The 26,497-nt window shown below is 61.7% G+C and carries 19 protein-coding genes and 3 pseudogenes; 14 read left to right on the forward strand and 8 right to left on the reverse strand.

Features of this window, described 5'->3' with window-relative positions; genetic code table 11:
* Window positions 1-113 precede the first annotated feature (113 nt).
* From ACPTTC_RS02715 to ACPTTC_RS02770, 12 genes and pseudogenes are all read left to right on the forward strand, one after another.
* A complete protein-coding gene (locus ACPTTC_RS02715) occupies window positions 114-3,116 on the forward strand; it encodes a type VI secretion system Vgr family protein (protein ID WP_423391484.1) in 3,003 nt (1,000 codons plus the stop codon).
* Window positions 3,116-3,985 (forward strand): ankyrin repeat domain-containing protein, encoded by an 870-nt coding sequence (locus ACPTTC_RS02720; RefSeq protein ID WP_423391485.1) that lies wholly within the window; start codon window positions 3,116-3,118, stop codon window positions 3,983-3,985. The genes ACPTTC_RS02715 and ACPTTC_RS02720 overlap by 1 nt, the downstream gene beginning before the upstream one ends.
* 49 nt (window positions 3,986-4,034) lie before the next feature.
* Window positions 4,035-4,493 (forward strand): DcrB-related protein, encoded by a 459-nt coding sequence (locus ACPTTC_RS02725; protein ID WP_423391486.1) that lies wholly within the window; start codon window positions 4,035-4,037, stop codon window positions 4,491-4,493.
* Between the two features lie 24 nt (window positions 4,494-4,517).
* Window positions 4,518-8,717 carry an RHS repeat-associated core domain-containing protein gene (locus tag ACPTTC_RS02730; RefSeq protein WP_423391487.1) on the forward strand — a complete coding sequence of 1,400 codons (4,200 nt, stop codon included), beginning with the start codon at window positions 4,518-4,520 and terminating at the stop codon, window positions 8,715-8,717.
* A gap of 135 nt (window positions 8,718-8,852) precedes the next feature.
* A complete protein-coding gene (locus tag ACPTTC_RS02735) occupies window positions 8,853-9,605 on the forward strand; it encodes a formylglycine-generating enzyme family protein (RefSeq protein WP_423391488.1) in 753 nt (250 codons plus the stop codon).
* Between the two features lie 264 nt (window positions 9,606-9,869).
* A pseudogene (locus ACPTTC_RS02740) lies at window positions 9,870-10,049 on the forward strand (IS110 family transposase); the annotation flags it as partial.
* A 125-nt stretch (window positions 10,050-10,174) separates the two neighbouring features.
* Window positions 10,175-11,431 carry an IS21-like element ISBcen28 family transposase gene (gene istA, locus ACPTTC_RS02745; protein WP_423391356.1) on the forward strand — a complete coding sequence of 419 codons (1,257 nt, stop codon included), beginning with the start codon at window positions 10,175-10,177 and terminating at the stop codon, window positions 11,429-11,431.
* Window positions 11,428-12,294: an IS21-like element ISBcen28 family helper ATPase IstB gene (gene istB / locus ACPTTC_RS02750; protein WP_124681121.1), complete on the forward strand. Its 867-nt coding sequence runs from the start codon at window positions 11,428-11,430 to the stop codon at window positions 12,292-12,294. The genes istA and istB overlap by 4 nt, the downstream gene beginning before the upstream one ends.
* A gap of 65 nt (window positions 12,295-12,359) precedes the next feature.
* Window positions 12,360-13,205, forward strand: a pseudogene (locus tag ACPTTC_RS02755) (IS110 family transposase); the annotation flags it as partial.
* A gap of 325 nt (window positions 13,206-13,530) precedes the next feature.
* Window positions 13,531-13,983, forward strand: a complete 453-nt coding sequence (locus ACPTTC_RS02760) for a hypothetical protein (protein WP_423393308.1) — start codon at window positions 13,531-13,533, stop codon at window positions 13,981-13,983.
* A gap of 96 nt (window positions 13,984-14,079) precedes the next feature.
* Window positions 14,080-14,323: pseudogene (locus ACPTTC_RS02765) on the forward strand (DUF2274 domain-containing protein).
* A gap of 123 nt (window positions 14,324-14,446) precedes the next feature.
* Window positions 14,447-15,346, forward strand: coding sequence for a hypothetical protein (locus tag ACPTTC_RS02770; protein ID WP_423391489.1), 900 nt, complete (start codon window positions 14,447-14,449; stop codon window positions 15,344-15,346).
* Window positions 15,347-15,591: 245 nt separating this feature from the next.
* Here ACPTTC_RS02770 and ACPTTC_RS02775 read toward each other — a convergent pair whose 3' ends face one another.
* From ACPTTC_RS02775 to rpe, 4 genes are all read right to left on the reverse strand, one after another.
* The gene (locus tag ACPTTC_RS02775) at window positions 15,592-16,839 is read right to left on the reverse strand and encodes a tyrosine-type recombinase/integrase (RefSeq protein ID WP_423391490.1); all 1,248 of its coding nucleotides are present in this window, start codon (window positions 16,837-16,839) and stop codon (window positions 15,592-15,594) included.
* A gap of 164 nt (window positions 16,840-17,003) precedes the next feature.
* Window positions 17,004-18,497: an anthranilate synthase component I gene (gene trpE, locus ACPTTC_RS02780; RefSeq protein ID WP_423391491.1), complete on the reverse strand. Its 1,494-nt coding sequence runs from the start codon at window positions 18,495-18,497 to the stop codon at window positions 17,004-17,006.
* A gap of 357 nt (window positions 18,498-18,854) precedes the next feature.
* Entirely contained in the window at window positions 18,855-19,619 is a 765-nt protein-coding gene (locus ACPTTC_RS02785; RefSeq protein ID WP_423391492.1) for a phosphoglycolate phosphatase, read from the reverse strand.
* Between the two features lie 4 nt (window positions 19,620-19,623).
* Complete coding sequence (gene rpe, locus ACPTTC_RS02790) at window positions 19,624-20,310, reverse strand: ribulose-phosphate 3-epimerase (RefSeq protein ID WP_011883156.1); 687 nt, start codon at window positions 20,308-20,310, stop codon at window positions 19,624-19,626.
* A 178-nt stretch (window positions 20,311-20,488) separates the two neighbouring features.
* Between rpe and apaG the strand changes: the two genes are divergently transcribed.
* Both apaG and ACPTTC_RS02800 read left to right on the forward strand, forming a co-directional pair.
* A complete protein-coding gene (gene apaG / locus ACPTTC_RS02795) occupies window positions 20,489-20,863 on the forward strand; it encodes a Co2+/Mg2+ efflux protein ApaG (RefSeq protein ID WP_423391493.1) in 375 nt (124 codons plus the stop codon).
* 94 nt (window positions 20,864-20,957) lie between these two features.
* Window positions 20,958-22,190: a murein transglycosylase A gene (locus ACPTTC_RS02800; RefSeq protein ID WP_423391494.1), complete on the forward strand. Its 1,233-nt coding sequence runs from the start codon at window positions 20,958-20,960 to the stop codon at window positions 22,188-22,190.
* Window positions 22,191-22,226: 36 nt separating this feature from the next.
* On the opposite strand, the gene ACPTTC_RS02805 is transcribed toward ACPTTC_RS02800, so the two are convergent.
* The 4 genes from ACPTTC_RS02805 to paaG form a co-directional block, all read right to left on the reverse strand.
* Window positions 22,227-23,432, reverse strand: coding sequence for an IS110 family transposase (locus tag ACPTTC_RS02805; RefSeq protein WP_423391287.1), 1,206 nt, complete (start codon window positions 23,430-23,432; stop codon window positions 22,227-22,229).
* A gap of 476 nt (window positions 23,433-23,908) precedes the next feature.
* On the reverse strand, window positions 23,909-25,207 hold the full coding sequence (gene paaK / locus ACPTTC_RS02810; protein ID WP_423391495.1) for a phenylacetate--CoA ligase PaaK: 1,299 nt from the start codon (window positions 25,205-25,207) through the stop codon (window positions 23,909-23,911).
* Window positions 25,208-25,245: 38 nt separating this feature from the next.
* A complete protein-coding gene (paaI, locus tag ACPTTC_RS02815; RefSeq protein ID WP_423391496.1) occupies window positions 25,246-25,698 on the reverse strand; it encodes a hydroxyphenylacetyl-CoA thioesterase PaaI in 453 nt (150 codons plus the stop codon).
* Between the two features lies 1 nt (window position 25,699).
* Window positions 25,700-26,491: a 2-(1,2-epoxy-1,2-dihydrophenyl)acetyl-CoA isomerase PaaG gene (paaG, locus tag ACPTTC_RS02820; protein ID WP_175971698.1), complete on the reverse strand. Its 792-nt coding sequence runs from the start codon at window positions 26,489-26,491 to the stop codon at window positions 25,700-25,702.
* Window positions 26,492-26,497 lie beyond the last annotated feature (6 nt).

The raw sequence follows: 26,497 nt of genomic DNA on the forward strand, positions 1-26,497 counted from the left end.
ATTGCGCGGCATCCGGCATCTTTCACGTTGTCGGAATTTGTCCTACAGTAGCGAAGCCTCGCGCCAACCGACTGGCGGAGGAGAGAACCTGAGATGAGAATAAAGGAATAAGAATGAGTTTCGCCCCGAATGGCGGTATTCCGAGCGGATTTGGTGGGAGTTCCTTGGGGTCGCTGAGCGCGCTCGGCGGTCTTGCCGGTCCGATCGCGTCCACTGTGGCCGGTCAAATCGGCCCGCTCGCTGGCGTTGCCAGTCATCTCGAGACCGTACAACGCGCGGTCCAGCTTGCGCAAACCGGTTTCTCTCTGATGGAAAAAACGCCGGCCGCGATTGCCGACGCGCTCAATAATGCGGTCGGGGGCGTAGCGCGCCTGACGCAGATGAACCGGTACGTGACGATCGATACGCCACTTGGTCCTGATGTTCTATTGGTCAGTGCGGCGGTCATTGACGAGCATGTGAACCGCTTGCCGGAAATTCAGTTGGATCTGCTTTCGCACCAGCATGACCTGACACCCGATCACCTGATTGGTCAGCCGATCAAGCTCCAGCTCGATCATCAGGCACAACAGTCGACGCTGGAGCGTATTGTCGCGTCGGGCAGTGATGGCGAGGACAATCGCTTCTTCGATGGCTACGTTTCGTCGTTCGACCGCGCGGGTAATCCTGGTCGAGTGACGCAGTACCACATGACGGTCGTGCCGTGGTTCTGGTTTCTCACCCGATCGACCGACTGCCGTATCTTCCAGAACAAGACATCGCGTGACATTCTCACCGAGATTTTCCAGGAATTCGGCTTTACCGATTTCGAGTTCGACATTCGGACCGAACTGAAGCCCATCGAATACATCGTGATGTACCAGGAGTCGTACTACAACTTCTGCGCCCGTCTGATGGAACAGGAAGGCTTGATCTGGACACATCGCTACGAGAAAGACAAGCACATCCTTGTCATCGGCGACACGAATTTCGTGTTCCGCGCGATCGAGGGTCTTGCGACCGTACCGTATGCGGATCGGGAATCGAGCGAATACAACGGCATCGACCAGTTGCACGAAGGTCGGCGCTTTGGCGTAGGGCGAGTCACCTATCAGGATTTCAACCATCAGAATCCGTCGTCACCGTTGATGCTGGCACAGGCTGAGCCGCAGACGCTCCAGCATGCTCGCCTCGACACGACGGAGCGTTTCGAACATCAATCGCTCTACGATCACGGCGACGACGGTGATCGCTATACGCGCATTGCGATGCAGGCGGAAGAAGCGCAGGCCCATCGCTATACCGGTGGTGGTTACGCGTGGCGGATGACCGCTGCCGGTAGCGTGACGGTGACGAATCACCCGGTGATGGCGAACAACCAGGAGTACGTGATCCTGCATGTTCGGCATGAAGCCGTGAACGACTATACGGAGCACGCGGCAAAGCTGCCGTACCGCAACTCGTTTTCGCTGCTTCCGAAGAAAATCCCGTATCGCTCCCCTCGAAACACGCCGAAGCCGGTGATTCACGGTACGCAGTCGGCAATCGTGGTGGGGCCGAAGGGCGAGCAGATCCACACCAACGGCAGTTGCGTAAAGCTGCACTTTCTGTGGGATCGCCGTGGAAAGATGGATGGCTCGGACTCGATGTGGATTCGGGTGTCGCAACCGTGGGCGGGCGATGGTTGGGGGGCTGCGGCCATTCCACGAATCGGCCAGGAAACCGTGGTCGCGTTCAATCAAGGTGATCCGGATAACCCGGTCATCGTGGGGCGCGTATACAACGGTGAGCAAGGCAATCCGTATCACGGCGCGGCTGGCCAGACGATGGGGATCAAGAGCCAGACGCACAAGGGCGGGGGATCGAATGAGTTGCGGTTCTCCGACGTGAACGGCGCGCAAGAGGTCTTTCTGCACGCGCAGAAAGACATGAACACGCTGATCAAGGATGCGGAAACGCATACCGTCGAAGCCGGCGCACGGACCGTTTCGTTACTCAAGGGCAGCGAGACGAAGCAAATCGCGCAAGGCGGCATGAAGGAAACCATCGCCCTGACGCGCGACACTACCGCGAACGTCATCAATACGAAGGCTATCGCGAGCAAGGCCGGGCCGGGTATGCAGAGCCATCAGGCAAGCGATGGTATCGAGCATCGCGTTGGCGACGGCGTTGTAACGATGAAGCCGGACAGCATTAAGCTGACTTTCGGTCCTTCAACGATCGTGATCAATGCGAATGGCATCTATCTCGATGGCCCGGTTATTCACTTGAACCGAGGTAGCGCGCTGTCTGCCGAACAAGCATTAGCGCTTGAGTGGTCGGACGCACAAGCAATGATCGCGCAGGGATTGGCGAGTCCTGATCCCGCGACGCGGGCGGCGGCCACCAAGCTGGCGAGTTCGATGAAGGCACAGCAACTGGCGAAGCTTGCCGATCACGTCTATCACCCGAACGATCCGCCGCCGACCGGATGGAAGATGGCGACCAACGATCCGGACGCGCTTAAGGCATTCGGCCTCAAACCAAGCGATTTCGAGAAAAGCGGTAGCAACTTCGGGTCGCAGATGTATGTGCCCGATCCGAAGGTCTTTGGCGACAGCATGAAGCCGACGGTCGCGTTCAAGGGGACGCAGCAGCTCTTCGGCGAAGACATGAGCAACAACATGGCGCAAGGGCTGGGCGCGGATGCACCGTACTATCGCAACGCGGTTACGATCGGCAAGAACATCGAGACTACGGGCGCGTCGTCTGGCGTCGATTTCACCGGGCACTCGTTGGGTGGTGGGTTGGCCTCTGCCGCAGCCGAGGCCAGTGGCGGTTCAGCGGTGACCTTCAATGCTGCTGGCCTCAGTCCAGAGACGGTCGCGCAGTACGGCGGGACGGCTCAGGCAGCCAACATCACGGCGTACCGGGTCGATGGCGACATTCTGACTGGCCTGCAAGAAGGGCGACTCGGACCGATCAGCGATGGCACGGCGGCGCTGATGCCCAAAGCGGTCGGTAGCCCCGTCACGCTCGACGGCGAGAGCGTGACCACAGTCGGCCGTCACCTGATGGGTGACGTGACGAACGGCATCAACCAGCAGGTCGCGAAGGATCAGCTCGACCTGGTTTCTCAAATGAATTCATCTCACTGATGCGATACAAGAAAGCGATAACCGCCGGCGCGATCGCCGCACTCGTTGGAGTGACCTCGCCGCTTTGGTGGCCTGCACAAGCCCAAGGGACAAACATGACTGGTTTCAAACGGTACGCGCCGGAAGAATTTTTTTCGGGGCAGCAACTCACGTTGGCGCAGGCCATTCATGACGGTGATCTGACGCGCGTCCAGCAACTTGCGCCGAAGACTGACCTGAATGCGGCGGGCGCGAAAAACACGACGCTGCTGTCGTATGCCGTGCAGGAAATTGTCCCGGTCAAGAACGACGCGTCCAATGTGCGCTACCAGATCATCTCGGTACTTCTAAAGAACGGGGCCGATCCCAAGGCGCCCGTCGGCTCCGGTGGAAGCTCGGTGGTCGACGTCGCCTTGCGGGCCGATACGCCGAACGTACTTCGCGTGTTGTTGAATGGCGGGCTCGATCCCAATTGGTTGTACAACGGAGACACGCCGATGATTTTCGCGGTGGCCGAGAACCGGCTTTTGCCTCAATTGAAGTTGCTGGTTGAGCACAAGGCGAATGTGAACGCTCGCGATTCGCTCGGAAAGACGGCGCTGTTCGAGGCAACGATGATTCAGCAATGGGACATCGTCGATTACTTGCTTGCGCACGGCGCGGACCCGAAGGTTGCCAGCCAACTCGGCGTTTCGTACGGCTGGGCGCTGCAAAACGAACTGAAGAACCACGCGGCCGCGAATTCTGGAGCACAGGCGCGTATCGAAGAGATTCGCCGCAAGATTGTCGCAGCAGGTGCGCCATGGCCGCCGCTCGACCCGAAGGCGCAACGCGCGGCGATGCGCGCACGCGGCGAGAAAGTCGTGACCCCGGCCGGTCAGACCGATTGAACGCGTATTCGGCAAACTTCAAATTTCCACGCATCACGAGAGAACTAGCATGACGGATTCCGAAAACCGTATCCGGATTCACGAAGGCAGCATAGTTTTGCCGGACGGTTTCGAGGATCGTACGACCAACCTCTTTGTGCCGGCCAACACGGCTGCGCAGCCGAGCCTCAGCGTGGCGCGTGACTGGCTCAAGGATGGTGAAACGCTTGCGCCGTATATCGATCGTCAGATCGCGTTACTCAAATCGCGATTGCAAGGCCATCGGGTGCTGTCGCGTCGGGTTGAACGCCTTGGGTCTGAAACAGACGGCATGCCAGGTGAGCGCATCGACGCGGCCTATCGGAATGGTCCCAAGACGGTTTTTCAGCGGCAGGGCGCGTTCATCGTGGCGCCGGGGCGCGTGCTGATCTTTACGGCATCGAGTGCGAAAAGCTTCGGTGAAACACTCGATGCGCTCTGGCGGAACTGGCTCGACGGCTACCGTCCTGCCGATCAGGCGTCGGAATAACAACAACAGCAAAGGGCCATCACCGTGTACGAAGCCGCACGAGTCACCGATCCGATCGACCACACCAGCGCGCTCACCGGCTTTCTGATCGGGGCCGTGCTGGGTATCGCCCTGATCGCCGCCGTAGCATTTGCCACGTTCACGTGCGGATTCGGCGTGGCGTTGCTGGCGGGCATGGCGGCAGGGCTTGGCGCACAGGCGCTCCTGTCAATAGGCGAGTCGATCGGCAAGATGTTCAGTTCGCAGTCCGGCAACATCATGACCGGCTCGTCGGACGTCTACGTGAATGCCAAGGCATCGGCTTATGCGACGATGAGCGGCGTGACGTGTAGCAAGCACCCACCCATTCCGCTTGTCGCGCAAGGCTCGACGAATATCTTCATTAACGGGCGTCCTGCGGCGCGGAAGGACGACAAGATCACCTGCGGTGCAACGATCGCCGATGGGTCGCATGACACGTTCTTCCACGGCGGGACGCAGACGTACCTGCCGGTCGACGACGAAGTGCCGCCTTGGCTGCGAACTGCGACGGATTGGGCGTTTGCTCTGGCGGGTCTGGTCGGGGGCTTGGGTGGGCTGTTGAAGGCGGCCGGCGGCATGTCGCGCGCGGTGATGCCGTGCGCGGCGAAATTCATCGGTGGCTACGTGCTCGGCGAAGCCGTGAGTCGCTACGTCGCCGGGCCGGCGATCAACAAGGCGATCGGCGGGATGTTCGGCAACCCGGTCGACGTGACGACGGGCCGGAAGATCCTGTTGGCCGAATCGGAAACCGACTACGTGATCCCGAGCCCGATGCCAGTCGCGGTCCAGCGGTTCTATTCGAGCAACATCGACTACGCAGGCACGCTCGGGCGCGGCTGGGTGGTGCCGTGGGAGCTTCGTTTGCATGCTCGTGACGGTCGTCTCTGGTACACCGACGCGCAAGGGCGCGAGAGCGGCTTTCCTTTGCTGCGCGCCGGGCAAGCCGCGTTCAGCGAGGCAGAGCAACGGTACCTGACCTGCACGCCGGATGGGCGCTACATCTTGCATGACCTCGGCGAGACGTATTACGACTTCGGTCAATACGATCCGGATTCCGGCCGTATTGCCTGGGTGCGCCGCATTGAGGATCAGGCAGGGCAGTGGTGTCAGTTCGAGCGCGACAGCCGAGGCCGCGTTACCGAGATTCTGACGTGCGGCGGCCTGAATGCCGTGCTGGCCTACGAACCGGATTACGGGCGCCTGGGTTCGGTCACGCTTGTTCGTGGCGAGGCGCGTCGACTCGTCGTTGCCTACGGGTATGATGAAAACGGGCAACTGGCGTCGGTGACGGACGCGAACGGGGCGGTGGTGCGCCAGTTCACGTATGTCAATGGCCTGATGTCGAGCCACACGAACGCGCTGGGGTTCAGGTCCGGCTACGTCTGGAGCGTGATCGAGGGTGAGCAGAGGGTCGTCGCGACGCATACGAACGAAGGCGAGCGCGCGACGTTCGAATATGACGTCGAGGGCCGACAAACCCGCGTGACGCACACAGACGGCCGCACGGCGCACTGGCGTTTCGATGCGCAGTTCCAGATTGTCGAGTACACCGACTTCGACGGCGGACTCTACCGGATCAAGTACAACGACGCCGGCATGCCAACGATGCTGATGCTGCTCGGTGAGCGGACGGCGGTGTTTGAGTATGACGATGCGGGCCGGATCGTTGCCGAGACCGATCCGCTGGGCCGCACGACTCGCACCCGCTACGCTGGCAACAGCATGCGGCCCGTGGAAGTGGTGGGGGCAGATGGGGGCGCCTGGCGAGCCGAATACGATCACCAGGGCCGCCTGTTGTCGAGCACCGACCCGCTGGGGCGCGAGGATCGCTACGAGTATCCGAAGGGTTTGACTGCACTTCCGATCGCTCATATCGACGCCCGTGGCGGGCGCAAGATCCTGGAGTGGAACAGCCTGGGTGAGTTGGTTGCTTACACGGATTGTTCCGGCAAGACCACGCGTACCAGCTTCGATGTGTTTGGCCTGCCGCTCGCGCAGGAGAACGCGCTGGGGCAGCGTACCGAGTACTATATGCGCCCAACCGGGGAACCGCACCGCATCACGTATCCAGACGGCAGCTCGGAGACGTTCGAGTACGATGCGGCCGGGCTGATGGTGCGGCACATCGGCCTTGGTGGACGTATCCAGCAATCGTTGCGCAATGCGCGAGGTCAACTCGTCGAGGCGATCGATCCCGCCGGGCGACGGATTCACTATCGATACGACGTCGACGGGCGGCTTCGCGAACTCCAGCAGGACCACGCACGCTATACGTTCAAGTACAGCGCCGGTGGGCGCCTGTTGACGGAAACCCGCCCGGATGGCGTTGAGCGGCGATTCGAGTATGGGGATGCGGGCGAATTGCTGGCGCTGGACATCGTCGGCGCGCCGGACGGTCTTGCGACGAAGGATCGGCCGATCCGTACCATCCGACTCGAACGAGACCGGATGGGCAATCTGAAGGTCCAGCATACGCCGACCGAAGTCACGCGCTATGCGTACAACCAGGGCGACCGGCTGGTGAAGGTCGAGCGCACGCCGACGCCGGCCGGGATCGCGCTCGGTCTCACGCCGGACGTAGTGGAGTTTGAATACGACAAGGTCGGCCGACTGGTTGCCGAGCACGGCGCAAACGGTACCGTCGAGTACACGCTCGACGAACTCGACAACGTGACGGCGCTTGCGTTGCCGCACGATCAAACGCTACAGGTGTTGCGCTACGGCTCGGGTCACGTCCACCAAATCCGCGTGGGCGATCAGGTCGTGAGTGACTTCGAGCGCGACGATCTGCATCGCGAGATTACACGTACGCAAGGGCGACTGACCCAGCGTTCCGCCTATGATCCGCTCGGCCGAAAGGTCTGGCAGTCAGCCGGCTTCCAGCCCGAGGCGCTGGGTCGCAGTCGCGGCCAGGTGTGGCGAAACTACGGATACGACGCATCTGGAGAATTGATCGAGACGACCGATGGCCTGCGCGGCAGCACACAGTACAGCTACGACCCGGCTGGACGGCTGACGAGTTGCGCCAACATCATCGATCGCCAACTTGAGCAGTTCGCATGGGACGCTGCGGGCAACTTGCTCGATGAGGCGCAGCGCAAAAGCCGAGGCTACGTCGAAGGCAATCGTCTGCGCATGTGGCAGGACCTGCGTTTCGAATACGATCCGTTCGGCAATCTGGCGACGAAGCTGCGCGGCGCGAACCAGACGCAGCGATTCACGTATGACGGGCAGGATCGGCTACTGATCGTTCGCACTCAGGACGCGCGCGGCGTTGTAGAAACCCGCTTTGAGTACGACTCGCTCGGGCGGCGTCTTGCGAAGACCGATACTTCTTTCGATGTACGCGGCATGAGGCAGCGCGTGGAGACGAAGCGCTTTGTTTGGGAAGGGCTGCGACTCGCGCAGGAGGTACGCGAGACCGGGGTGAGCAGCTATGTGTACAGCCCGGATGCGCCGTACACCCCGGCGGCACGTGTCGACACGGTCATCGCGGAGGCGCTGGCGGCTGTTGCGATCGACAAGGCGAAACGCACGGCGCGGATCTACCACTTCCATACCGATCTGGTCGGAGCGCCGCTGGAGGTCACCGACGAATCCGGTGAGCTGGCGTGGGCAGGCAAATACTCAGCGTGGGGTAAGGTCGAGCCGAGCGCACGACAACTGACTGCGGCGCGTACCGATCAGCCGCTTCGCTATGCGGGACAGTACGCCGACGACAGCACGGGCCTTCACTACAATACTTTCCGGTTCTATGATCCGGATGTAGGGCGATTCATTAACCAAGATCCGATTGGGTTGCTGGGCGGTGACAATCTGTACCAGTACGCAGACAACCCAGTTAGCTGGACCGACCCTCTTGGACTGGCCCGGACGCCAGGGCACTTCCTCGAATGGATGTGGCAGCGGCCATCGACAGGGCAGCACATGGAAGGTATCGAGTTTAGCGGATCGGATAACCCTAAACCTGGGCGATTAACCTTCTCACAACAGCTTGACGTTCACACCGAAGCAAAAGTTCTCGCCAAAATTGAAGGAGGAGTGCAGCCAGGTGACAAGCTATATTTCCGTGGCACCAAGGACCCCTGCAATCCTGGTGGCCGGGGATGCTCGGCACGGATGAGCAAGTTTGCTCAGAAACATGGCGTGGAAATCACGTATGAGAATAAGACTACGGGTAAGGTGCACAAATATGGCTGCTAGGGTTATCGCGTGAACGATCGAATTGACATTTCGGGTCAGAATTTTGAATTTGCAGGATACGCTGTGAACGGGTGCCCTAGGTTTGTACATGTAGACAGTGGTATCCCGTTTCAGTATGTTCCGGGCGGTAGCTTCATGATGGGTTTTTCCGAGGCAGAGGAGCATGCGGCTTTAGCAATATCTGACGTTCTCCAACTCACTGTCGAGGAAATGCGACCGGTGCGGCACCGCGTTGTCCATCCAATGCTCGTTTCCGTGGCTCCTGTTCTCACCGTCCAGTGTTCCGACGAAAAAAGTGAATTTCCCTACAGTCCTGTATATCTGAGCCGGGAAGATGCAGAGATATTTGCGAGTGAAATCGGGTGCAGGATGCCAGGCGAAGCAGAGTGGGAATATATGTATCGCGCCGGAACTCGGACCCTGTTTCCGTTCGGCGATCGCTTGCCATCAGAGGACGTGCTGGAGAGATGGTTGTCGTCGGATTTCGCATCGTTGATAGAGTATTTTGAGTCGCGCCCAAAGTTCGAGCCTGCCCCAAATTTACAATGTAATGCGTTTGGTCTTTACGGAATGACCAATCCTGAGTGGTGTCTGAACCGTTTCACGACAAGTCTGGCACCCGATGCTCCGCAATTAGACGGGAGCTACGTTATCCGAGGCGGCGGGGCCTACTTCTGGCCTTGGCAGGACGAGGAGTGGGTGTGGTGTGTTTCGGCGATGCGTTCACCGTCATCCGGGCTTGAGGAAGGGGCGGCCTGTCTCCGGCTGGTGCTCAACGTGCGGGCGAGCCAGTTGCATGCTGAGATCCGCGTTGCTGGATTTGATTTGCCTGCTGATAGTCGCGAGGACAATGGTAGCCGTGACGAATTGAATGGCGAGTCGAATTGATACCAGCGCGTTTATGTTCAGTTGGTTGGTGCGCTGCGTGCACGGTCGTTTATATAGCTACCCAACAGGCAAATGCGCGCCGTGAGTAAGGTCGAGCTCAATGCGCTGGTTATGGTGAGGGAGATTGGGTGAGGAAAAATGATATGAACGCCTCCCACCCGTGAGTGGCGTAGCTTGCAGGAAGGCTGAGCTTACGGGCCAATGGCATCAAAGTGCCCAGATGGAAGACCATAGGGGTTTTCCTGGCAAACCGGAGGCTCCGAAATGAAGCACACGACAGTGGGTGTGGACATTGCAAAGAACGTGATGCAGCTCCATTACATCGACGCAGAGACGGGCGAGATCGTAAATAAGCCGGTAAAGCGAGCCGCGTTTCTGGAGCATTTCGCAAATTTGACTCCCCGCCTCATCGGCATGGAAGCCTGCGGTGGTTCCCAACACTGGGTGTCAGCGTCGGATAGATACTCCCCACTTTCGTCGAAGTAATTTTCCCCAGTTTTTTATCTGATGGCGCCGCGGTAGCGGCGCCGTCCTGTCGATCGCCGACCATATCGCCCTGGAGATCCGTCGTGGGGGTGTCGGTGGTCGAGCTGGAGGAAGTGATGACGATTCTGGAATTGCATCGGCAAGGGCTGAGTATTTCGGCCATCGCTACTCGACTGGGTATGGACCGCAAGACCGTTCGTAAATACATCAGGAATGGCGTTCAGGCGCCGCGTTACGGTCCGCGCGCACCGCGACCGTGCGTGGTCGATCCGTTCGTCCACTACGTCACCGAACGTGTGCGCGAGTTTCCCGACCTGAGCGTCGAGCGACTGCTGCGCGAGATTCGGGCCATGGGGTACACCGGTGGCCGCACGGCACTGGGCGACCTGGTTCGGGAGGTCCGGCCGCCCCGCCAACGTGGCTTCGAGGTGCGCTTCGAGACGCCTGCCGGGCATCAAGCGCAGGTGGATTTCGCCCACTTCAATGTCGAGTTCGGCGACGCGCCTGGCCAGCGACGCTCGATCTGGCTATTCTCGATCGTGCTTGGGCACAGCCGCTATCTCTGGGGACGTTTCGTCGAGCATCAGGACCTGCAGACCGTCCTGCGCTGCCACATGGATGCGTTCGAGCACCTCGGCGGCGCTCCGCGCGAGATTCTGTACGACCGGATGAAGGCGGCCGTGCTGGGCGAAGTCGAGAAGCACATCGTCTACAACGCGAAGCTGGTCGCGTTTGCGCAGCACTACGGCTTCGCGCCGCGCGCCTGCAAGGCATATCGCGCCAAGACCAAGGGCAAGGTCGAGCGGCCGTACCGCTATATCCGGCAGGACTTCTTCCTGGCGCGTCGTTTCCAGAATCTCGCCGACTTGAACCGACAGTTGCGCGAGTGGCTCGACACGGTGGCCAATGTGCGCGTGCACGGCACGACGCACCGCGTCGTCGCCCAGCACTTCGGTGAGGAGCGTCCCGCACTGCAGGCGTTGCCGGCCGGCACCTTCAACGGCGTGATCCGGCTCGAGCGTCGCGTGAGTCACGAAGGCCTCGTCTCGGTCGGCGGCAACTACTACAGCGTGCCCGATCGAACACGCAAGCGCACGCTCGACGTCCACAGTCTGGCCCACGAGATCCGCATCTACGAAGACGGTGAACTGCTGGCGGTTCATCCCGTGCTCGAAGGCCGGCGACGAACCTCGCTGTTGCCCGGCCATCGGCGCGCAAATCAGCGCAAGCAGCCAGCACGACACCCATCACCATCGGTAACGGTAGCCGTAGCTCGCCGGCCTCTGTCGTTCTATGACCAGGTCGCAAGACGCCTCGCAGATGCTGGGAGGACCGCATGAGCGGCATGCCTGCCTCGACACTGGAACGCATCCGGCGCTATCTCGTCGGCTTGCGCATGCCGCGCGCGCTCGAAACGCTGGACGCCACCCTGAATCGCTTCGAGCAAGGCGACAGCTCGATGCTGGAAGTGTTGGAAACGCTGCTGGGCGAGGAGTTCACGACGCGCGAGACCCGCCGCATCCGGATGGCGCTGCAGACCGCGCGGCTCGGCACGATCAAGACGCTGGCCGGTTACGACTTCAGCTTCCAGCCGAGCCTCGACCGAGATCGCATCATGACGCTTGCGCAACTTGAGTTCATCGAACGACGGCAGACCGTGCACTTCCTTGGGCCGCCCGGCACGGGCAAATCGCACCTGTCCATTGCGCTGGGCGTGGAAGCCGTGCGCGCCGGCAAGAGCGTCTACTTCGGCTCGCTGGCCGAGATCGTGAACTCGATGGCCAAGGCCGAGCGGGAGGGCAACCTGGCGCAGCGCGTGCGCTTCCTTGCACGCAACAGCCTGCTCATCGTCGACGAGATCGGTTACCTGCCGATCGGCTCCAACGGCGGCAATCTGTTCTTCCAGCTCGTCAACGCCTGCTACGAGCGCTGCGCGATCATCCTGACGTCCAATCGCAGCTTCGGCGAATGGGGCGAAGTGTTCGGCGACAGCGTGGTCGCCGCGGCGCTGCTCGACCGGCTGCTGCACCACGCGATCGTCGTGCAGATTGAAGGCACATCGTACCGCCTACGAGAACACGCCGATCTGCTGCCCGACCATCTGCGCAACCGACCATCTTCCCTGAATCACCCGTCCGCTGAACCGGTTCGTCGGCGCCCGGGCCGTCCGCGAAGGAGCTCATCCGATCACATCGCCGGCTGATCACCGTCCGAACAGGGTGGGGAATTTTACTTCGACACTTCTGGGGAAATTACGTCCGACGTTGACACTGGGCCCGTAAGCTGATCGCGATGGGCCATCAGGTGAAGTTGATGCCGGGCAAGTTCGTCAAGGCGTTCGCAATGGGTAACAAGAACGATGCGACTGATGCGCGAGCCATCTGGCTTGCCGTACAGCATGCAGGCAAGGCCGTCGCGGTGAAGACTGAAACGCAGCAGGCCGTGCTGGGGCTGCACCGGATGCGAGAGCAACTGGTGAAGTTCCGCACGATGCAGGTCAATAGTCTGCGCGGCTTGCTAACCGAATACGGTGAAGTGATGGCCAAGGGACGGGCTGCGCTCGACAAGGCAATTCCAAGTGTCCTGGAGCGGCTGGTTGATCGTCTGCCCTCGATCCTGATCGACACACTGCGAGAGCAGTGGAGTGGATTGTCGGAACTGGACAGACAGATTGCCGAAATTGAGCGGCGTCTGCAGGCGTGGCAGAGAGAGGACAAGGCATGCAAGGCGATTGTTGCCATACCGGGCGTTGGTCTGCTGACGGCGACAGCGGCAGTAGCCACTATGGGCGATGCGAAGACGTTCCGGTCCGGGCGCGAGTTCGCAGCCTGGATCGGACTGGTGCCACGGCAGACCGGTACGGGTGGCAAGGTCCAGTTACTGGGGATCAGCAAACGAGGAGATACCTATCTGCGCAAGCTGTTGATCCACGGGGCCCGAAGCGTGCTGTGTCTCGCAAAGGAACCCGGATTATGGGCCGAAGGCATCAAGAAGCGGCGACCGTTGAATGTAGCAGTCGTGGCACAAGCGAACAGGATGGCTCGCACGATCTGGGCGATCTTGGCGCACGACAGGCAGTACGACAAGGACTATGTGAGCGTGAAACCGGTCTGACCGGCGCACGTCGCGTAGAAGGTAGATCAATTTTTACAGGATGACACGTCGAAAGGTTGCGCTGGCAATCGTATGTAATGACAAAACAGGTCGGACCGGGACTCGCCAAACCTGAATCGCTGAGTGAGCTTCTAGCTCGTCGGAAAAATGAGGCGCGGGTCAGCGGATTTCATGGTGGGCCGCAGCAAGTCAGGCTGCAACAAGCCCGGATATAAAGCTGCAACCCATCCTGTCGTAGTCAGCACACACGAAAAACCTTCGCAAACGGGAGGCGTTCATATAATCTGCGATGAGCAGAGGTAGTCGACCTGCATTGACGAAAGAGATGTTGTTGCCACTTTCGACTGAAAAAGTGCGGTCCCTTTCGCTTGAAAATCACATGGCGTTGGCAGTGGTTCGTTCGGGGAAGGGCGAGTGTGATCAGGTCATTTGCCTGTTACGCGTTGTCTACTTGGCGTTCTTCATGCGAAGTGAGACGGCTTCGGGCTCTGATGTTGATTTGTATCGGCGCGCGGAGGCGGTGCTAGATGCATGCATAGCACGTGCTGAACGTGGCGAGATGTGGGCGCTGGTCGACGATGAGGCAGCCGATGTCGAGCGCGTTTTGGTTGTACATGACGAGCAATTGGCTGTGATCCCAAGACACCGCTATCTGGTGTCTTGGGATCGATTGCAACGCTTTGTGAACGGGACCGGACGATCACCGATTCCGGTAAAAGGAGATCGCATAGCGGACGAGACGGATCGATCGCAAATCGATACCTTCAGCGAGGAGTGACTGACAGAGCGCTCCGGCTTGCCGGTGCGCACATCGTCAACTGCGACTTGGTGCTGCGGACGTATCAACCGTTGTTCTTCAACCGGGGGCTTCACGGTGACGACGCGCAAGCTGCGCGGCCGCTGCCCAAGACCGAAAGCATCTGCGGCGTTCGTGTGCTCGACCAGCCTGAAGGCCGGCTTTGACCGGTACGCGGCGGTGCGCGCGGACCTACGGCGAGGCAGTGGATGTGGAGGCATTGATTCCACGGATGTTGGAAGCGTTCATTGCCGGGGATCGGAGTTTTCGAGGAGGCAGGGGGAAGAGGGATTTTCCTAGCGCGAATATCCCGTCAGGTTAACGGGCAGCGTAAGTTTCGCGTCAGTACCGCCGGGGTTTGGGGCGTCACACTGTTATGCTTGGAAATTGGTAGGCAACCAGATCGGATAAGTGCCACCAATTACTTAGGGGATAACGCGCTTTCATGGCTCAGCCCATTGTAATCCAGCTCCAAGAGCTGGCATCGAATAGTGATCACGACATTAGTGACTCGCTCCGCAAGGCGTTGATGGTTGCAACTAAACTTGATCTTGCAGCATTTCGCGGATGGATTCTCGCTGAACTCAATGGTTACGCAGGCGCCAGCCGAGAGATGTTACCCGACTACCGTACTATCCACGGGGAGTTGCGGGTTCAAAATCCTTTCCATGGATTGCAGCCTTTCTTGGTGCCGCAGAATCTACATGACGCGGTCACGCAAGTTCATGTGACTGAATCAGTGGCATCCATCCAGCAGTTGATTGAAGGCTCGCAAACGGGGCATTTGGTTTTCTATTTTTCGCCTGAGCAAGAGCGCATCTTGATGTCAATGCAGGATGGCTTCGCGCCGCTACGACCATTGCGTGTGATCGGCGCCAACAAGCTGATGGCTATCCTCAATACTGTTCGCACACGTATTTTGGAGTGGTCGCTCTCGCTAGAGAGAGAGAATATCCTTGGTCACGGGCTTTCATTTTCCGCAAGCGAAAAGCAGGCAGCTATGCACAGTCAGAACATCCGTATTGAGAACTTTCAGGGCATCTTGGGCAATGTGGAGGGCAGTTCGGTAACCCAGACCAACTCGCAACACATCGCAGCTTCAGATTTTTCTTCGCTTGCGCGTTACCTCACCGAGCAAGGTGTTGGGGATGCAGAAATTCGTGAGCTGGAGCGGGCGGTGCGTGAAGATCCGGAACCCCGTTCGAGTAACGAATTCGGGCCGCGGGTCAGCGCTTGGGTCGGCAAGATGGTGGCGCATGCGGCATCTGGAGGTTGGGAAATTAGCGTAGCGACAGCCGGCGGCGTATTGGCTGCAGCATTGAGTAAGTTCTACGGGCTGAGCTAAACGCTGGCGCCTTGAACTGCTTGGTCAATCCGACTGAAATGGTGGATTGCACAAACGAAAAAAGCCGCTTCTACGAATAGAGGCGGCTTTCCGAGTTGGTGCTGAGGTCGGACTCGGGTCGACAAACCTTGCGGCGGAGGATTTTCTTCCCACTTCAGCTGTCGCTGGCGTCCTGTGCGGGGCAGGGCGCTTGTGGTCTGGAGCGCGCCTTCACCATGGCCTCGTGGCCGCAGGGTGCCCGCCGCCTATGCTACTAATCCGAGGTGAGAGAGGTAATCGGCGTAATGCTGCATCATTTCGCGCCTCTGTTTCAGGTACGCTGCTTTGTTATACGTTCCCGCCACCTTATTTTTCTGCACATGGGCAAGTTGTCGTTCGACGTGCTTCTCATGAAAGTCTTCCTCGTGAAGATAGGTTGAAGCAGTGCCGCGAGCACCGTGCGCGGTAAAACCAATACCGTTCGCTCCAGCGAAGCCCATGTATTCCAGCGCGCGATTGATTGTCGTTGCGCTCATGCAGCGCGTCTCATCTCGGCGGTTCGGAAACAACCACGTCGCGTTTCCCGTCAGCAGCCCTAGTTCCTTGAGCAACTTGACAGCCTGTGACGAGAGCGGAACGACATGGGGCAAGCGGCGCTTCATCCGCTCTGGCGGAATTGTCCAAACGGCGCTTTCCAAGTCGAACTCGCTCCATGCCGCTGCACGAAGCTCAATTGTTCGCACGAACGTCAGCAAGAGCAGACTGACGGCGATAACGGTGGTTCGGTTACCACGGTATCGATTGAGTTCTGACACAAGCCGACGAATTTCTTCCTCGTCGAGTACGCGATTGTTTTTCACCGGAGGTTTAGCAACGGCATCAGACAGTTTGAATCCCGCGGCCGGGTTACTGTCGCATCGGCCGCTGGCGATGCCAAGACGGAAGACTGCCGAACACCACTGCTTGAGAAGTACGGCGACCGATGGTGCGCCGCTGACTTTCCGCTCATTGTCGGACCTCTTGGTTCTCGATCCGACACCCCTAACCAAGGCGAAGATGTCCGCGCTCGTGATCGAACGAAGCGGGCGCTTACCGAGCTCTGCATCCCGGATATAGCGACCGGTAAATCGCTCGATTTGGTCGAGGTAGTACGGAGACCACTTGGAGCGGTTCAATGCGATCCATTCGGATGTGACGCCCCAAAACGTGGTCGCCTGCTCGACCTTAGTCTGCATGACTTGCTGTTCGTCGTGTGCCTTCGGATGAATCCCTGCTTTTACGAGCCTCTCGGCCATGGCTCTGCGTTCGCGTGCTTCCGCGAGCCCGATGTCCGGCCAACGGCCGATTTGGTAAGTGCAGTCTTTGTCATCGAGACGGTAGGCCCAAGACCAACTCTTGGTCCCTACCTTGCTGACGTTCAGCGAAAGACGATTCAGATCGGACAACTTGTACGGTCTGTCTTTGGGCTTCGCGCCATTGATCATCGAGGCCGTCAGAGCCTTTGAGGTTTTCATGGGGTGAACCGGGAAGAATTTCACCCCATTTTACCGGACATCGCTGGATGGCAACAGACTGCCTCAGCCACGAAAGCCTTGATGAATAAAGGTGCTGGACTTCCGTAGACTTCTTGAGATGCGAATGTTAGTTATCGATCATGAGCAGCATGGTCAGTCTCCGGTCAGAAGTCGCTATCGAGGCCGTCCTGGACCTGTTCGGCCGCGCGCAGCACCGCGCGCGCCTTGTTTTCGGTCTCTTGCCATTCGGATTCGGGCACCGAATCCGCGACGACGCCCGCCGCCGCTTGCACATACAGGTTGCCGTTGTGGATCAGGCCCGTGCGGATCGCGATCGCGAGATCCATCTCGCCCGAGAACGACAGGTAGCCGACCGCGCCGCCGTACAACCCGCGCTTGACCGGCTCGAGTTCGTCGATCAGTTCCATCGCACGTACCTTCGGCGCGCCGGACAGCGTGCCGGCCGGGAAGGTCGCGCGCAGCACGTCGTAGTTCGTCATGCCGGGCTTCAGCTTGCCTTCGACCGAGCTGACGATGTGCTGCACGTGCGAGTATTTCTCGATGACCATCTGGTCGGTCACGTTCACCGAGCCGATTTCCGCGATGCGGCCGACGTCGTTGCGCGCGAGGTCGATCAGCATCACGTGCTCGGCGATCTCCTTCGGATCGTTGAGCAGTTCGGTCGCGAGTTCCGCGTCGCGCTCGGGCGTGTTGCCGCGCGGGCGCGTGCCGGCGAGCGGGCGGATCGTGACGATCTGGTCGTCGCCGCGCTTTTCCTGGCGCACGAGGATTTCCGGCGATGCGCCGACCACGTGGAAATCACCGAAGTTGTAGTAGTACATGTACGGCGACGGGTTCAGCGAACGCAGCGCGCGATACAGCGACAGCGGATTGTCGCGGTACGGCTTCGTCAGACGCTGGCCGACCTGAATCTGCATCAGCTCGCCGGCCGCGATGTATTCCTTCGCCTGGCGCACGGCGGCCAGATAGTCGTCCTTCTTGAACTCGCGGAACGTCTCGGTACGCACGCTCGCCGACGTGACGGGCGGCTGCACGGTCGTGCGCAGGCGCTGCTTCAGCTCGCGCAGGCGGTGTTTCGCCTTCGCATACGCTTCGGGCTGGCCCGGATCCGCGTAGATGATCAGGTACAGCTTGCCGGCGAGGTTGTCGATCACCGCGACTTCCTCGGTCAGCAGCAACTGGATGTCGGGCAGGCCGAGATCGTCGCGCGGCGCCGTGTTCGCGAGCTTCTTCTCGATGTAGCGCACCGCGTCGTAGCCGAAATAGCCGGCGAGACCGCCGCAGAAGCGCGGCAGGCCCGGGCGCTGCGCCACCTTGAAGCGCGCCTGGAACGATTCGATGAACTGGAACGGGTCGCCGTCATGCGTTTCGACGACCTGGCCGTCGCGCACGACTTCCGACACGCCGTTGCGGGTACGCACGAGCGTACGGGCGGGCAGGCCGATGAACGAATAGCGGCCGAAGCGTTCGCCGCCGACCACCGATTCGAGCAGGAACGAGTTGGCGCCCGAGCGTTCGGGCTGGGCCAGCTTCAGGTAGAGGGACAGCGGCGTTTCGAGATCGGCGAGGGCTTCCGCGATCAGCGGAATGCGGTTGTAGCCTTCGTTCGCGAGCGATTGAAATTCGAGTTCGGTCATGTTCCGGTCCTGTTCGGGACGAGCGGCGCGGGCGCCAGGGATCACTTGACGCTGCGCGGGGTGCCGTCGGCGAAAGGGCGGTCGATCGAGAAGTGCCTGTTGCCGGCCGGCACTCCGGGCGTGAACGTCGCGAGCCTGCGGCCGGGCCTGAACGCAAGCGTTCGGACACGGTAGAACTCGAGGTGGTGCGACGATCGGCGCGCGGATGCGCAGCGAGATAAAAAACGGCGCTGAAGACGTACTTCAGCGTACCTCATCGAAGAGGTTAGCGCGACCAGCGACGCCAGGGCCAGGCTCCCCGGTCGATGCTGCTCAGACTCCGTTTTTTATTCAGAAACATGCAGATGGAAGAAATAATCAGAGGGTTGGCCGGCCGGCGTTGTGCGCGGAGATCGCGCGAGCTGCGACCAGCAACGAATCGACTATACCATCCGAATTTATCGTTTGTATAGCTTTGCCATGGTTGTAGCCGTACGGCACCGTCAGCGTCGCCATCCCGGCCGCGCGGCCTGCCAGCGCATCGTTTTCCGAGTCGCCGATCGCGACTGCCGCATCCGGTGCGACGCCGAGCGCGTTGCAGGCCGTCAGCATCGGCAGCGGATCGGGCTTCTTGCGCGCGACGCTGTCGCCGCCGAGCACGATGCCGAAGCGATCGGCCAGCCCGTACTGCTCGAGCAGCTCGACCGCGAAGCGGTGCGGCTTGTTCGTCACGCACGCGAGCCGCATGCCGGCTGCGCGCATCGCGTCGAGACCGGCGGCCACGTCCGGATAGAGACGCGTGTGGCGGCCGTTGATCTTCGCGTATTCGGTCTGGTAGATCGCCAGTGCGTCGTCGAAGCGCGCGTGCGCTTCGTCGGCCGGGAAGCGCGGCTTCAGCACGCTCTGGATCAGGTGTTCGGAGCCCTTGCCGACGTAGCCGATCACCTCGTCGCGCGACGTGGCCGGTGCGCCGAGCCGCGCGAGCATCCCGTTCAGGCCGGCCGTGAAATCGTCGGCCGTATCGACCATGGTGCCGTCGAGATCGATCAGCGCCGCATCGATGCGCGGCGTGGCGAAGCGGATCGGGGCGGGTTCCGTTGCGGCCCGGGCCGGCGCATGGCCGGCGAGCGACGATTCGGCCACGGCGTCAGCTCCGCTCGACGGTAGCGAGCGCGGCGCGCATCTCGTCGATCACCTTGCGGTAGTCCGGCTTGCCGAAGATCGCCGAACCCGCGACGAAGGTGTCGGCACCGGCCGCCGCGATTTCCGCGATGTTGTCGGTCTTCACGCCGCCGTCGACCTCGAGCAGGATCTCGCGGCCGGTGCGCTCGGTGTACGCGTCGATGCGCGCGCGTGCTTCGCGCAGCTTGTTCAGCGTTTCAGGAATGAACGACTGGCCGCCGAAGCCCGGGTTGACCGACATCAGCAGCACGAAGTCGAGGCGATCCATCACGTGGTCGAGGTAATTCAGCGGCGTGGCCGGGTTGAACACGAGGCCGGCCTTGCAGCCGTGGTCGCGGATCAGCGACAGCGTGCGGTCGATGTGATCGGAGCCTTCCGGGTGGAAGCTGATCAGGTTTGCACCGGCTTTCGCAAAATCGGGCACGATCCGGTCGACCGGGCGCACCATCAGGTGCACGTCGATCGGCACCTGCACGTGCGGGCGGATCGCTTCGCACACGAGCGGGCCGATGGTCAGGTTCGGCACGTAATGGTTGTCCATCACGTCGAAGTGGATCCAGTCGGCGCCGGCGGCGACCACGTTGCGGACTTCTTCGCCGAGCCGTGCGAAATCGGCCGACAGGATGCTGGGAGCGATGCGGAATTGGGTCATGGCAGGGGAGCGGGGACGTTGCGGCGCAAAACCGTCATTCTACCGTCCGGCGACCCGGTGCGCGGAGGCGGGCCGTGCGGCCGAGGCCCGATTGCGCATAGAATGCCGAACCAACGCGGCGCGCCCGCGGCCCCGTTGCCCATGCCGGCGCGGGCAGTCATCTTCCAGCGGAAACACCATGAGTCAGTATCAGTTCACCGTTTCGGTGAAAACCAGCTACTTGCCGGAACAATCCGACCCCGATCGCCGTCAATACGCATTCGCGTACACGCTGACGATCCGCAACACGGGGCAGGTCGCGGCGCAGTTGATCGCGCGTCACTGGATCATCACGGACAGCGAGAGCCACGTGCAGGAGGTGAAGGGGCTTGGTGTCGTCGGGCACCAGCCGCTGCTGCAGCCGGGCGAGCACTTCGAGTACACGAGCTGGGCCGTGATCGCGACGCCGGTCGGCAAGATGCGGGGCGCGTACTTCTGCGTGGCGGAGGACGGCGAGCGTTTCGAGGCGCCGGTCGACGAGTTTGCCCTGCACATGCCGCGCACGCTGCATTGAGCGTGCCGGGCGCGTCAGTGCGTTCGCGCGTTAGCGCGGCTGGCGGTCGTTGTTGCGGGCGTGCTTCTTTCTGCCCGACGACGTCCACACGACGATGAAGATCAGCAGGGCAAGCGCTACGAAGGCTTCGAGCGCGAAGATGAGCATCGGATATTGGTCGAGAAAATCTGACATGGCGGTTTCCATCAAGAACGGACATTGTATTGGGTTTGGGCCTCGGGTGGCCGGGTGGGTGGCGGCTGCGGCTGCGGCGGCGCTGCTTGCGGCGTGCGGTGGCGCGCCGACGCGGACATCGTCGCTGAAGCCACCGACCGGCGCGGCGGTCGTGCCGGGTCAGGTCGCCGCGAAGCGGCTCACGCCGGTCGCGTGGCAGCAGGTGCCGGGCTGGGAGGACGATTCGCTGATCGGCGCGACGGCCGCGCTGCGGCAGAACTGCGTGCGGCTCGCGCGCCAGCCGGCCTGGCAGCGTGCTTGCGCGGCTGCCGACCGGCTCGACGAGCTTGACGTCAGCAGTGCACGTACGTTCTTCGAAACGTATTTCACGCCGTTCCAGCTTGCGAATACCGACGGGACGCTCGACGGGCTCGTGACCGGCTACTACGAGCCGCTGCTGCACGGTTCGCGTGTGCGTCGCGGCCCGTATCAGTACGCGCTCTATCGCTGGCCGGCTGGTTATCGCGCGGGCGCCGCGCTGCCGGCACGTGCGCAACTCGAACGCGCAGGCATCCTGAACGGCAACGAACTCGTGTGGGTCGACGACCCGATCGAAGCGTTCTTCTTGCAGGTGCAGGGCTCGGGGCGCGTGCTGCTCGACGACGGTTCGGTGATGCGGGTCGGCTTCGGCGGCACCAACAACCAGCCGTACCGCTCGATCGGCAAGTGGCTGCTCGATCGCGGCGAGCTGACGCCCGCTCAGGCGACGATGCAGGGCATCAAGGCGTGGGCGAAGGCGAATCCGAACCGCGTTGACGCGTTGCTCGACACGAATCCGCGGTTCGTGTTCTTCCGCGACATGCCGACCAAGGAAGATGCACCGCACGGCGGCGCGGACGGCCCGATCGGCGCGCTGGGCGTGCCGCTGACGCCGGAGCGCTCGATCGCCGTCGATCCGTCGTCGATCCCGCTCGGCACACCGGTGTTCCTGCAGACCACGCGCCCGCTGACGAATACGCCGATGAACCGGCTCGTGTTTGCGCAGGATACGGGCTCAGCGATCAAGGGGGGCGTGCGGGCCGACTATTTCTGGGGGCTCGGTGACGACGCAGGCGATCAGGCCGGGCGGATGAAGCAGGTCGGCCGGATGTGGCTGCTGTTCCCGAATTCGTGATGTGAGGCGGCGCGGGGGGTGCCCCTATGTCTTTCGTCAAGCGTTAGGGGCTGACTTGGGTTGGTAAATGGTGCCGTCGCGCAGCATGGCGAACAGGACGTCGCAGCGTCGCCGTGCCAGCGCGATGAGTGCCTGGTTGTGGCGCTTACCTTGCTGGACCTTGCGCGAGTAGTAGGCCCGTGAGACTGGGTCTCGTAAGGCGGCGAAGGCGGAGAGGAACAAGGCGCGCTTGAGCACCTTGTTGCCGCGTCTGGATGGATGTTCGCCACGGATCGACGAGCCTGAGCGCCGGGTGACCGGCGCGAGGCCAGCATAGGCCGCCAGATGAGCAGCCGAAGCGAAGGCTTTATGGGCGACTTCGGTCAGGAGTCTGGCGGCGGTCCTGACGCCGACTCCCGGCATGCTGGTCAGGACCGGCCAAAGAGGGTGAGCATGCACCAGCCGCTCAACTTCGGCGGCGATTTCGCCACGCTGCTTGCGCAAGGCGGCGAGTTGCTGGGCCAAGCGGGGCATGACGATGGTGGCAGCCTGCGTGCCGGGTACGATCACGGCTTGCTCGCTCAGCGCTTGAACGATTTCGGCCGCTAAGTTCTTGCCCATGCGGGGCGCGAGCTTGGTCAGACGGTTGGCGAGCGTCTTCTCGCTGGTTGCGGCAAGCGCGGCGGGCGACGGATAGCGCTCAAGCAGATCGAGCACCGCCGGATGGTCGAGGCGCGGTCCGAGAACGCGCTCGAGCGCCGGATGAATCTGGGTAAGCAGGCCGCGAATGCGGTTGCTGGTCTGAGTGACCTGAGCGGCGAGATCATCGTCGAAGCCGCATAGCATGGTGAGCTCGGCGAGCTGCTCGTCGGCCAATCGAAGCGAGCGCAGCGTATGCGGCATCGAGCGGGCCGCTTCGGCAATGATCGCGGCGTCGCGGGCATCGGTCTTGGCTTCGCCGGCGTGCAGGTCAGCGATGCGGCGCATAGCCAGTCCCGGCAGATAGGCGACGAGTACACCTTCAGCGCGGGCGACGGCCACTGGGAGTGCGCCAATGGTGGAAGGCTGGTCGACGACGAACAGAAGTCGACCGTGAGTCTTGAGTTCAGCGATGAGGGCACGCAGCTTGGCCTCGTCGTTGGGTAGCGCTTTGTTGTACAGACGCTTGCCGTTTCGATCGAGTGCGACGGCGTGATGCTGGCCTTTACCGACATCGACGCCGACGAAGACATCGACGGCATCACGTTGTTGTGTGTCTTGCATCGCAGTTTGTGCAGAGTGAACGGATTGGCCCGCAACAACGGTGGCAAGTCTCGGCATCCACGTTACGGACGGCGTCGGGATATCCCGGCCAAACCCCTATCAGCGATCACCAGCCACCCACCAGGCCCGGTGACAACACCCCCCGGATCATGACTGCGACTGGGGGCGGGAATCATGCCGGGCCCGGCTGGCCAAAACCCCGATTATCGGGGCGTGAAGATAGTAACGGGGGCTGGGTGCGCTCGGGTCGCCGCCGATACATTGGACGCGGTATTCGTGGGCGCGGCGGTGTGCGAGGGGGCGTCGCCCTGATCGTGGGGGTGCCCGTGCGGTGTCAGCATTCGTGACGCGCGTGTTGCGTCGGCGGGTGTCCAACGGTGTCCCGGAATGAAACAGCCCGATCGGCGTTGGCCGATCGGGCTGTTTCATTTGCAGCTACGGATTCACCGCACGTAAATAACGCACTGCGATTGCCGTCAGCCCTTGCGCTTGTCGACGACGCGTCGTGCCTTGCCGACCGACCGCTCGATCCCGTTCACGGGCAGCACGTTTATCACGGCCGTCACGCCGATCAGCGACTTGATATCGTATGCGAGCGCCTGCTTTGCCGAATGGATCGCCGCCGTATCGGGTGCTGTCTCGGGGCAAGGCTCGACATTGAGCGTCAGCACGTCGAGCGGTCCTTCCTTCGTCAGCACGATCTGATAGTGCGGTGCGAGCGCGCGCTGCTTGAGCAACTGTTCCTCGATCTGCGTTGGGAACACGTTGACGCCGCGCACGATCATCATGTCGTCCGAGCGCCCCGTGATCTTCTCCATCCGGCGCATCGTGCGGGCAGTGCCGGGCAACAGCCGCGTGAGGTCGCGGGTCCGGTAGCGGACGATCGGTAGCGCCTCCTTCGTCAGCGACGTGAACACGAGTTCGCCGAGTTCGCCGTCCGGAAGCACTTCGCCGGTTTCAGGGTCGATGATTTCCGGATAGAAGTGGTCTTCCCAGATGGTCGGGCCGTCCTTGGTCTCGACGCATTCGGACGCGACGCCGGGGCCCATCACTTCGGACAGCCCATAAATGTCGACTGCATCGATGCCCATCCGCTGCTCGATCGCGACACGCATGTCATTGGTCCAGGGTTCCGCTCCGAAGATGCCGATGCGCAGCGAACTCTGCACGGGATCGAGACCCTGGCGCTCGATTTCGTCGGCGATCGACAGCATGTAGCTCGGCGTCACCATGATGATGTCGGGCCGGAAATCCTGGATCAGCTGCACCTGCTTCTCGGTCTGGCCGCCACCGAACGGGATTACGGTCAGCCCTGCGCGTTCGGCGCCGTAGTGCGCGCCGAGCCCGCCCGTGAACAAGCCGTAGCCGTAGCTGACGTGCACCTTGTCGCCGCGGCGCGCGCCGGCGGCGCGGATCGAGCGGGCGACGAGATTCGCCCATGTGTCGATGTCGCCTGCCGTATAGCCGACGACCGTCGGCTTGCCGGTCGTACCCGACGACGCATGAATGCGAGATATCCGGTCCTGCGGCACCGCGAACATCCCGAACGGGTAACTGTCGCGCAGATCGCTCTTCGTCGTGAATGGGAAGCGCGACAGGTCGGCGAGCGTCTTCAGGTCGTCCGGATGGACCCCCGCGTCGTCGAACTTGCGACGATAGACGGGGGAGTGGTCATACGCATGCCGGAGCGACCACTTGAGGCGTTCGAGCTGCAGCGCGGTCAGCTCGTCGCGTGAGGCGGTCTCGATCGGCTCGAGCGGTAGCGGGGTAGTCATGCATGTCTCCAGTGTTTGTTATGTGCGAGCCGTCGACGTCAGCGGTCTTCCGGGATGACCGTGCCCTTGATCTGGGCGGATTTGCCGCGAAACATCGCGACGGTTTCGCCGGCCTGGTTCGTGACGCGGATGTCGTAGATGCCTTGGCGGCCGGCGCGCGCCTGCTCGATCGCCTCGGCCGTCAGCACGTCATCGCCGTGCACGGGGCGCAGGAATTCGATCGAGCAGCCGGCCGCAACCGTATTCACGTTGTACGAGTTGCACGCGAATGCGAACGTCGAATCGGCCAGCGTGAAGATGATCCCGCCATGGCAGGTCTGATGCCCGTTCAGGAATTCGGGCCGCACGCGCATCTGTAGGCGCGCGTAGCCGGCGCGTACTTCGGCGATTTCCATCCCGAACGCGCGGCTGCATGCGTCGGCGTCGTACATGGCCCGCGCGGCGGCGCGGGCGAGCGAATCGGGGTCGAGCGTGGCAGTGGTGGTCGTCATGTCAACGCCCCTCGAAGCGCGGCGCGCGCTTCTCGATGAATGCCTTCACGCCTTCCGCATAGTCGTGCGATCCGCCGAGCATGCGCTGCAGGTCGCGTTCCATGTCGAGTTGCTGGTCGAGCGTGTTCGTGACGCTGGCACGCATCGATTGCTTGATCGATGCGATCGCGAGCGTCGGCTGCTGCGCGAGCTGGGTGGCAAGCTGGCGGGCTGATGCAGCGAGCGTGTCGTCGTCGACCGCGCGCCAGATCAAGCCCCATTGCTCGGCCTGCTCGGCCCCGAGCTTGTCGCCGGTCAGCGCGAGCCCCAGCGCGCGTGCCATGCCGACGCGTTGCGGCAGGAACCACGTACCGCCTGAATCGGGTACGAGCCCGATCTTGACGAAGGCCTGGATGAAACTGCTCGAGCGGGCGGCGAACACGAGATCGCATGCGAGCGCGAGATTCGCCCCGGCGCCGGCCGCCGTGCCGTTGACGGCAGCGATTACCGGAATCGGCAGACGCTGCAGGCGGCGGATCAGTGGATTGAAGTGCTCGTCGATCAGCGTGCCGAGGTCGGTAGACGCGCCCGGCGTGAAGTCGAGATCGGCCAGATCCTGGCCCGCGCAGAAGCCGCGCCCCGCACCAGTCAGGATCAGCGCGCGCGCGCCGGCCGCCTCGACGTCATCGAGTGCCGACTGCAGCTCGCGATGCATCGCCCGCGTAAAGCTGTTCAGCTTGTCGGGGCGGTTGAGGGTAATCGTCGCTACGTTCGAGGCCTGATCGATATCCAGCTGAATCGCCTGATAGGACATGCAGTG

Source organism: Burkholderia mycopellens (assembly GCF_964265025.1).
Lineage (GTDB): Bacteria > Pseudomonadota > Gammaproteobacteria > Burkholderiales > Burkholderiaceae > Burkholderia.

Coding starts and splice junctions, on each gene's coding strand:
- ACPTTC_RS02715 (WP_423391484.1), top strand. CDS start 114: ATGAGTTTCGCCCCGAATGGCGGTATTCCGAGCGGATTTGGTGGGAGT.
- ACPTTC_RS02720 (WP_423391485.1), top strand. CDS start 3,116: ATGCGATACAAGAAAGCGATAACCGCCGGCGCGATCGCCGCACTCGTT.
- ACPTTC_RS02725 (WP_423391486.1), top strand. CDS start 4,035: ATGACGGATTCCGAAAACCGTATCCGGATTCACGAAGGCAGCATAGTT.
- ACPTTC_RS02735 (WP_423391488.1), top strand. CDS start 8,853: ATGATGGGTTTTTCCGAGGCAGAGGAGCATGCGGCTTTAGCAATATCT.
- istB (WP_124681121.1), top strand. CDS start 11,428: ATGAGCGGCATGCCTGCCTCGACACTGGAACGCATCCGGCGCTATCTC.
- ACPTTC_RS02760 (WP_423393308.1), top strand. CDS start 13,531: ATGTTGTTGCCACTTTCGACTGAAAAAGTGCGGTCCCTTTCGCTTGAA.
- ACPTTC_RS02770 (WP_423391489.1), top strand. CDS start 14,447: ATGGCTCAGCCCATTGTAATCCAGCTCCAAGAGCTGGCATCGAATAGT.
- ACPTTC_RS02775 (WP_423391490.1), bottom strand. CDS start 16,839: ATGAAAACCTCAAAGGCTCTGACGGCCTCGATGATCAATGGCGCGAAG.
- trpE (WP_423391491.1), bottom strand. CDS start 18,497: ATGACCGAACTCGAATTTCAATCGCTCGCGAACGAAGGCTACAACCGC.
- rpe (WP_011883156.1), bottom strand. CDS start 20,310: ATGACCCAATTCCGCATCGCTCCCAGCATCCTGTCGGCCGATTTCGCA.
- apaG (WP_423391493.1), top strand. CDS start 20,489: ATGAGTCAGTATCAGTTCACCGTTTCGGTGAAAACCAGCTACTTGCCG.
- ACPTTC_RS02800 (WP_423391494.1), top strand. CDS start 20,958: ATGAAGATCAGCAGGGCAAGCGCTACGAAGGCTTCGAGCGCGAAGATG.
- ACPTTC_RS02805 (WP_423391287.1), bottom strand. CDS start 23,432: ATGCAAGACACACAACAACGTGATGCCGTCGATGTCTTCGTCGGCGTC.
- paaK (WP_423391495.1), bottom strand. CDS start 25,207: ATGACTACCCCGCTACCGCTCGAGCCGATCGAGACCGCCTCACGCGAC.
- paaI (WP_423391496.1), bottom strand. CDS start 25,698: ATGACGACCACCACTGCCACGCTCGACCCCGATTCGCTCGCCCGCGCC.
- paaG (WP_175971698.1), bottom strand. CDS start 26,491: ATGTCCTATCAGGCGATTCAGCTGGATATCGATCAGGCCTCGAACGTA.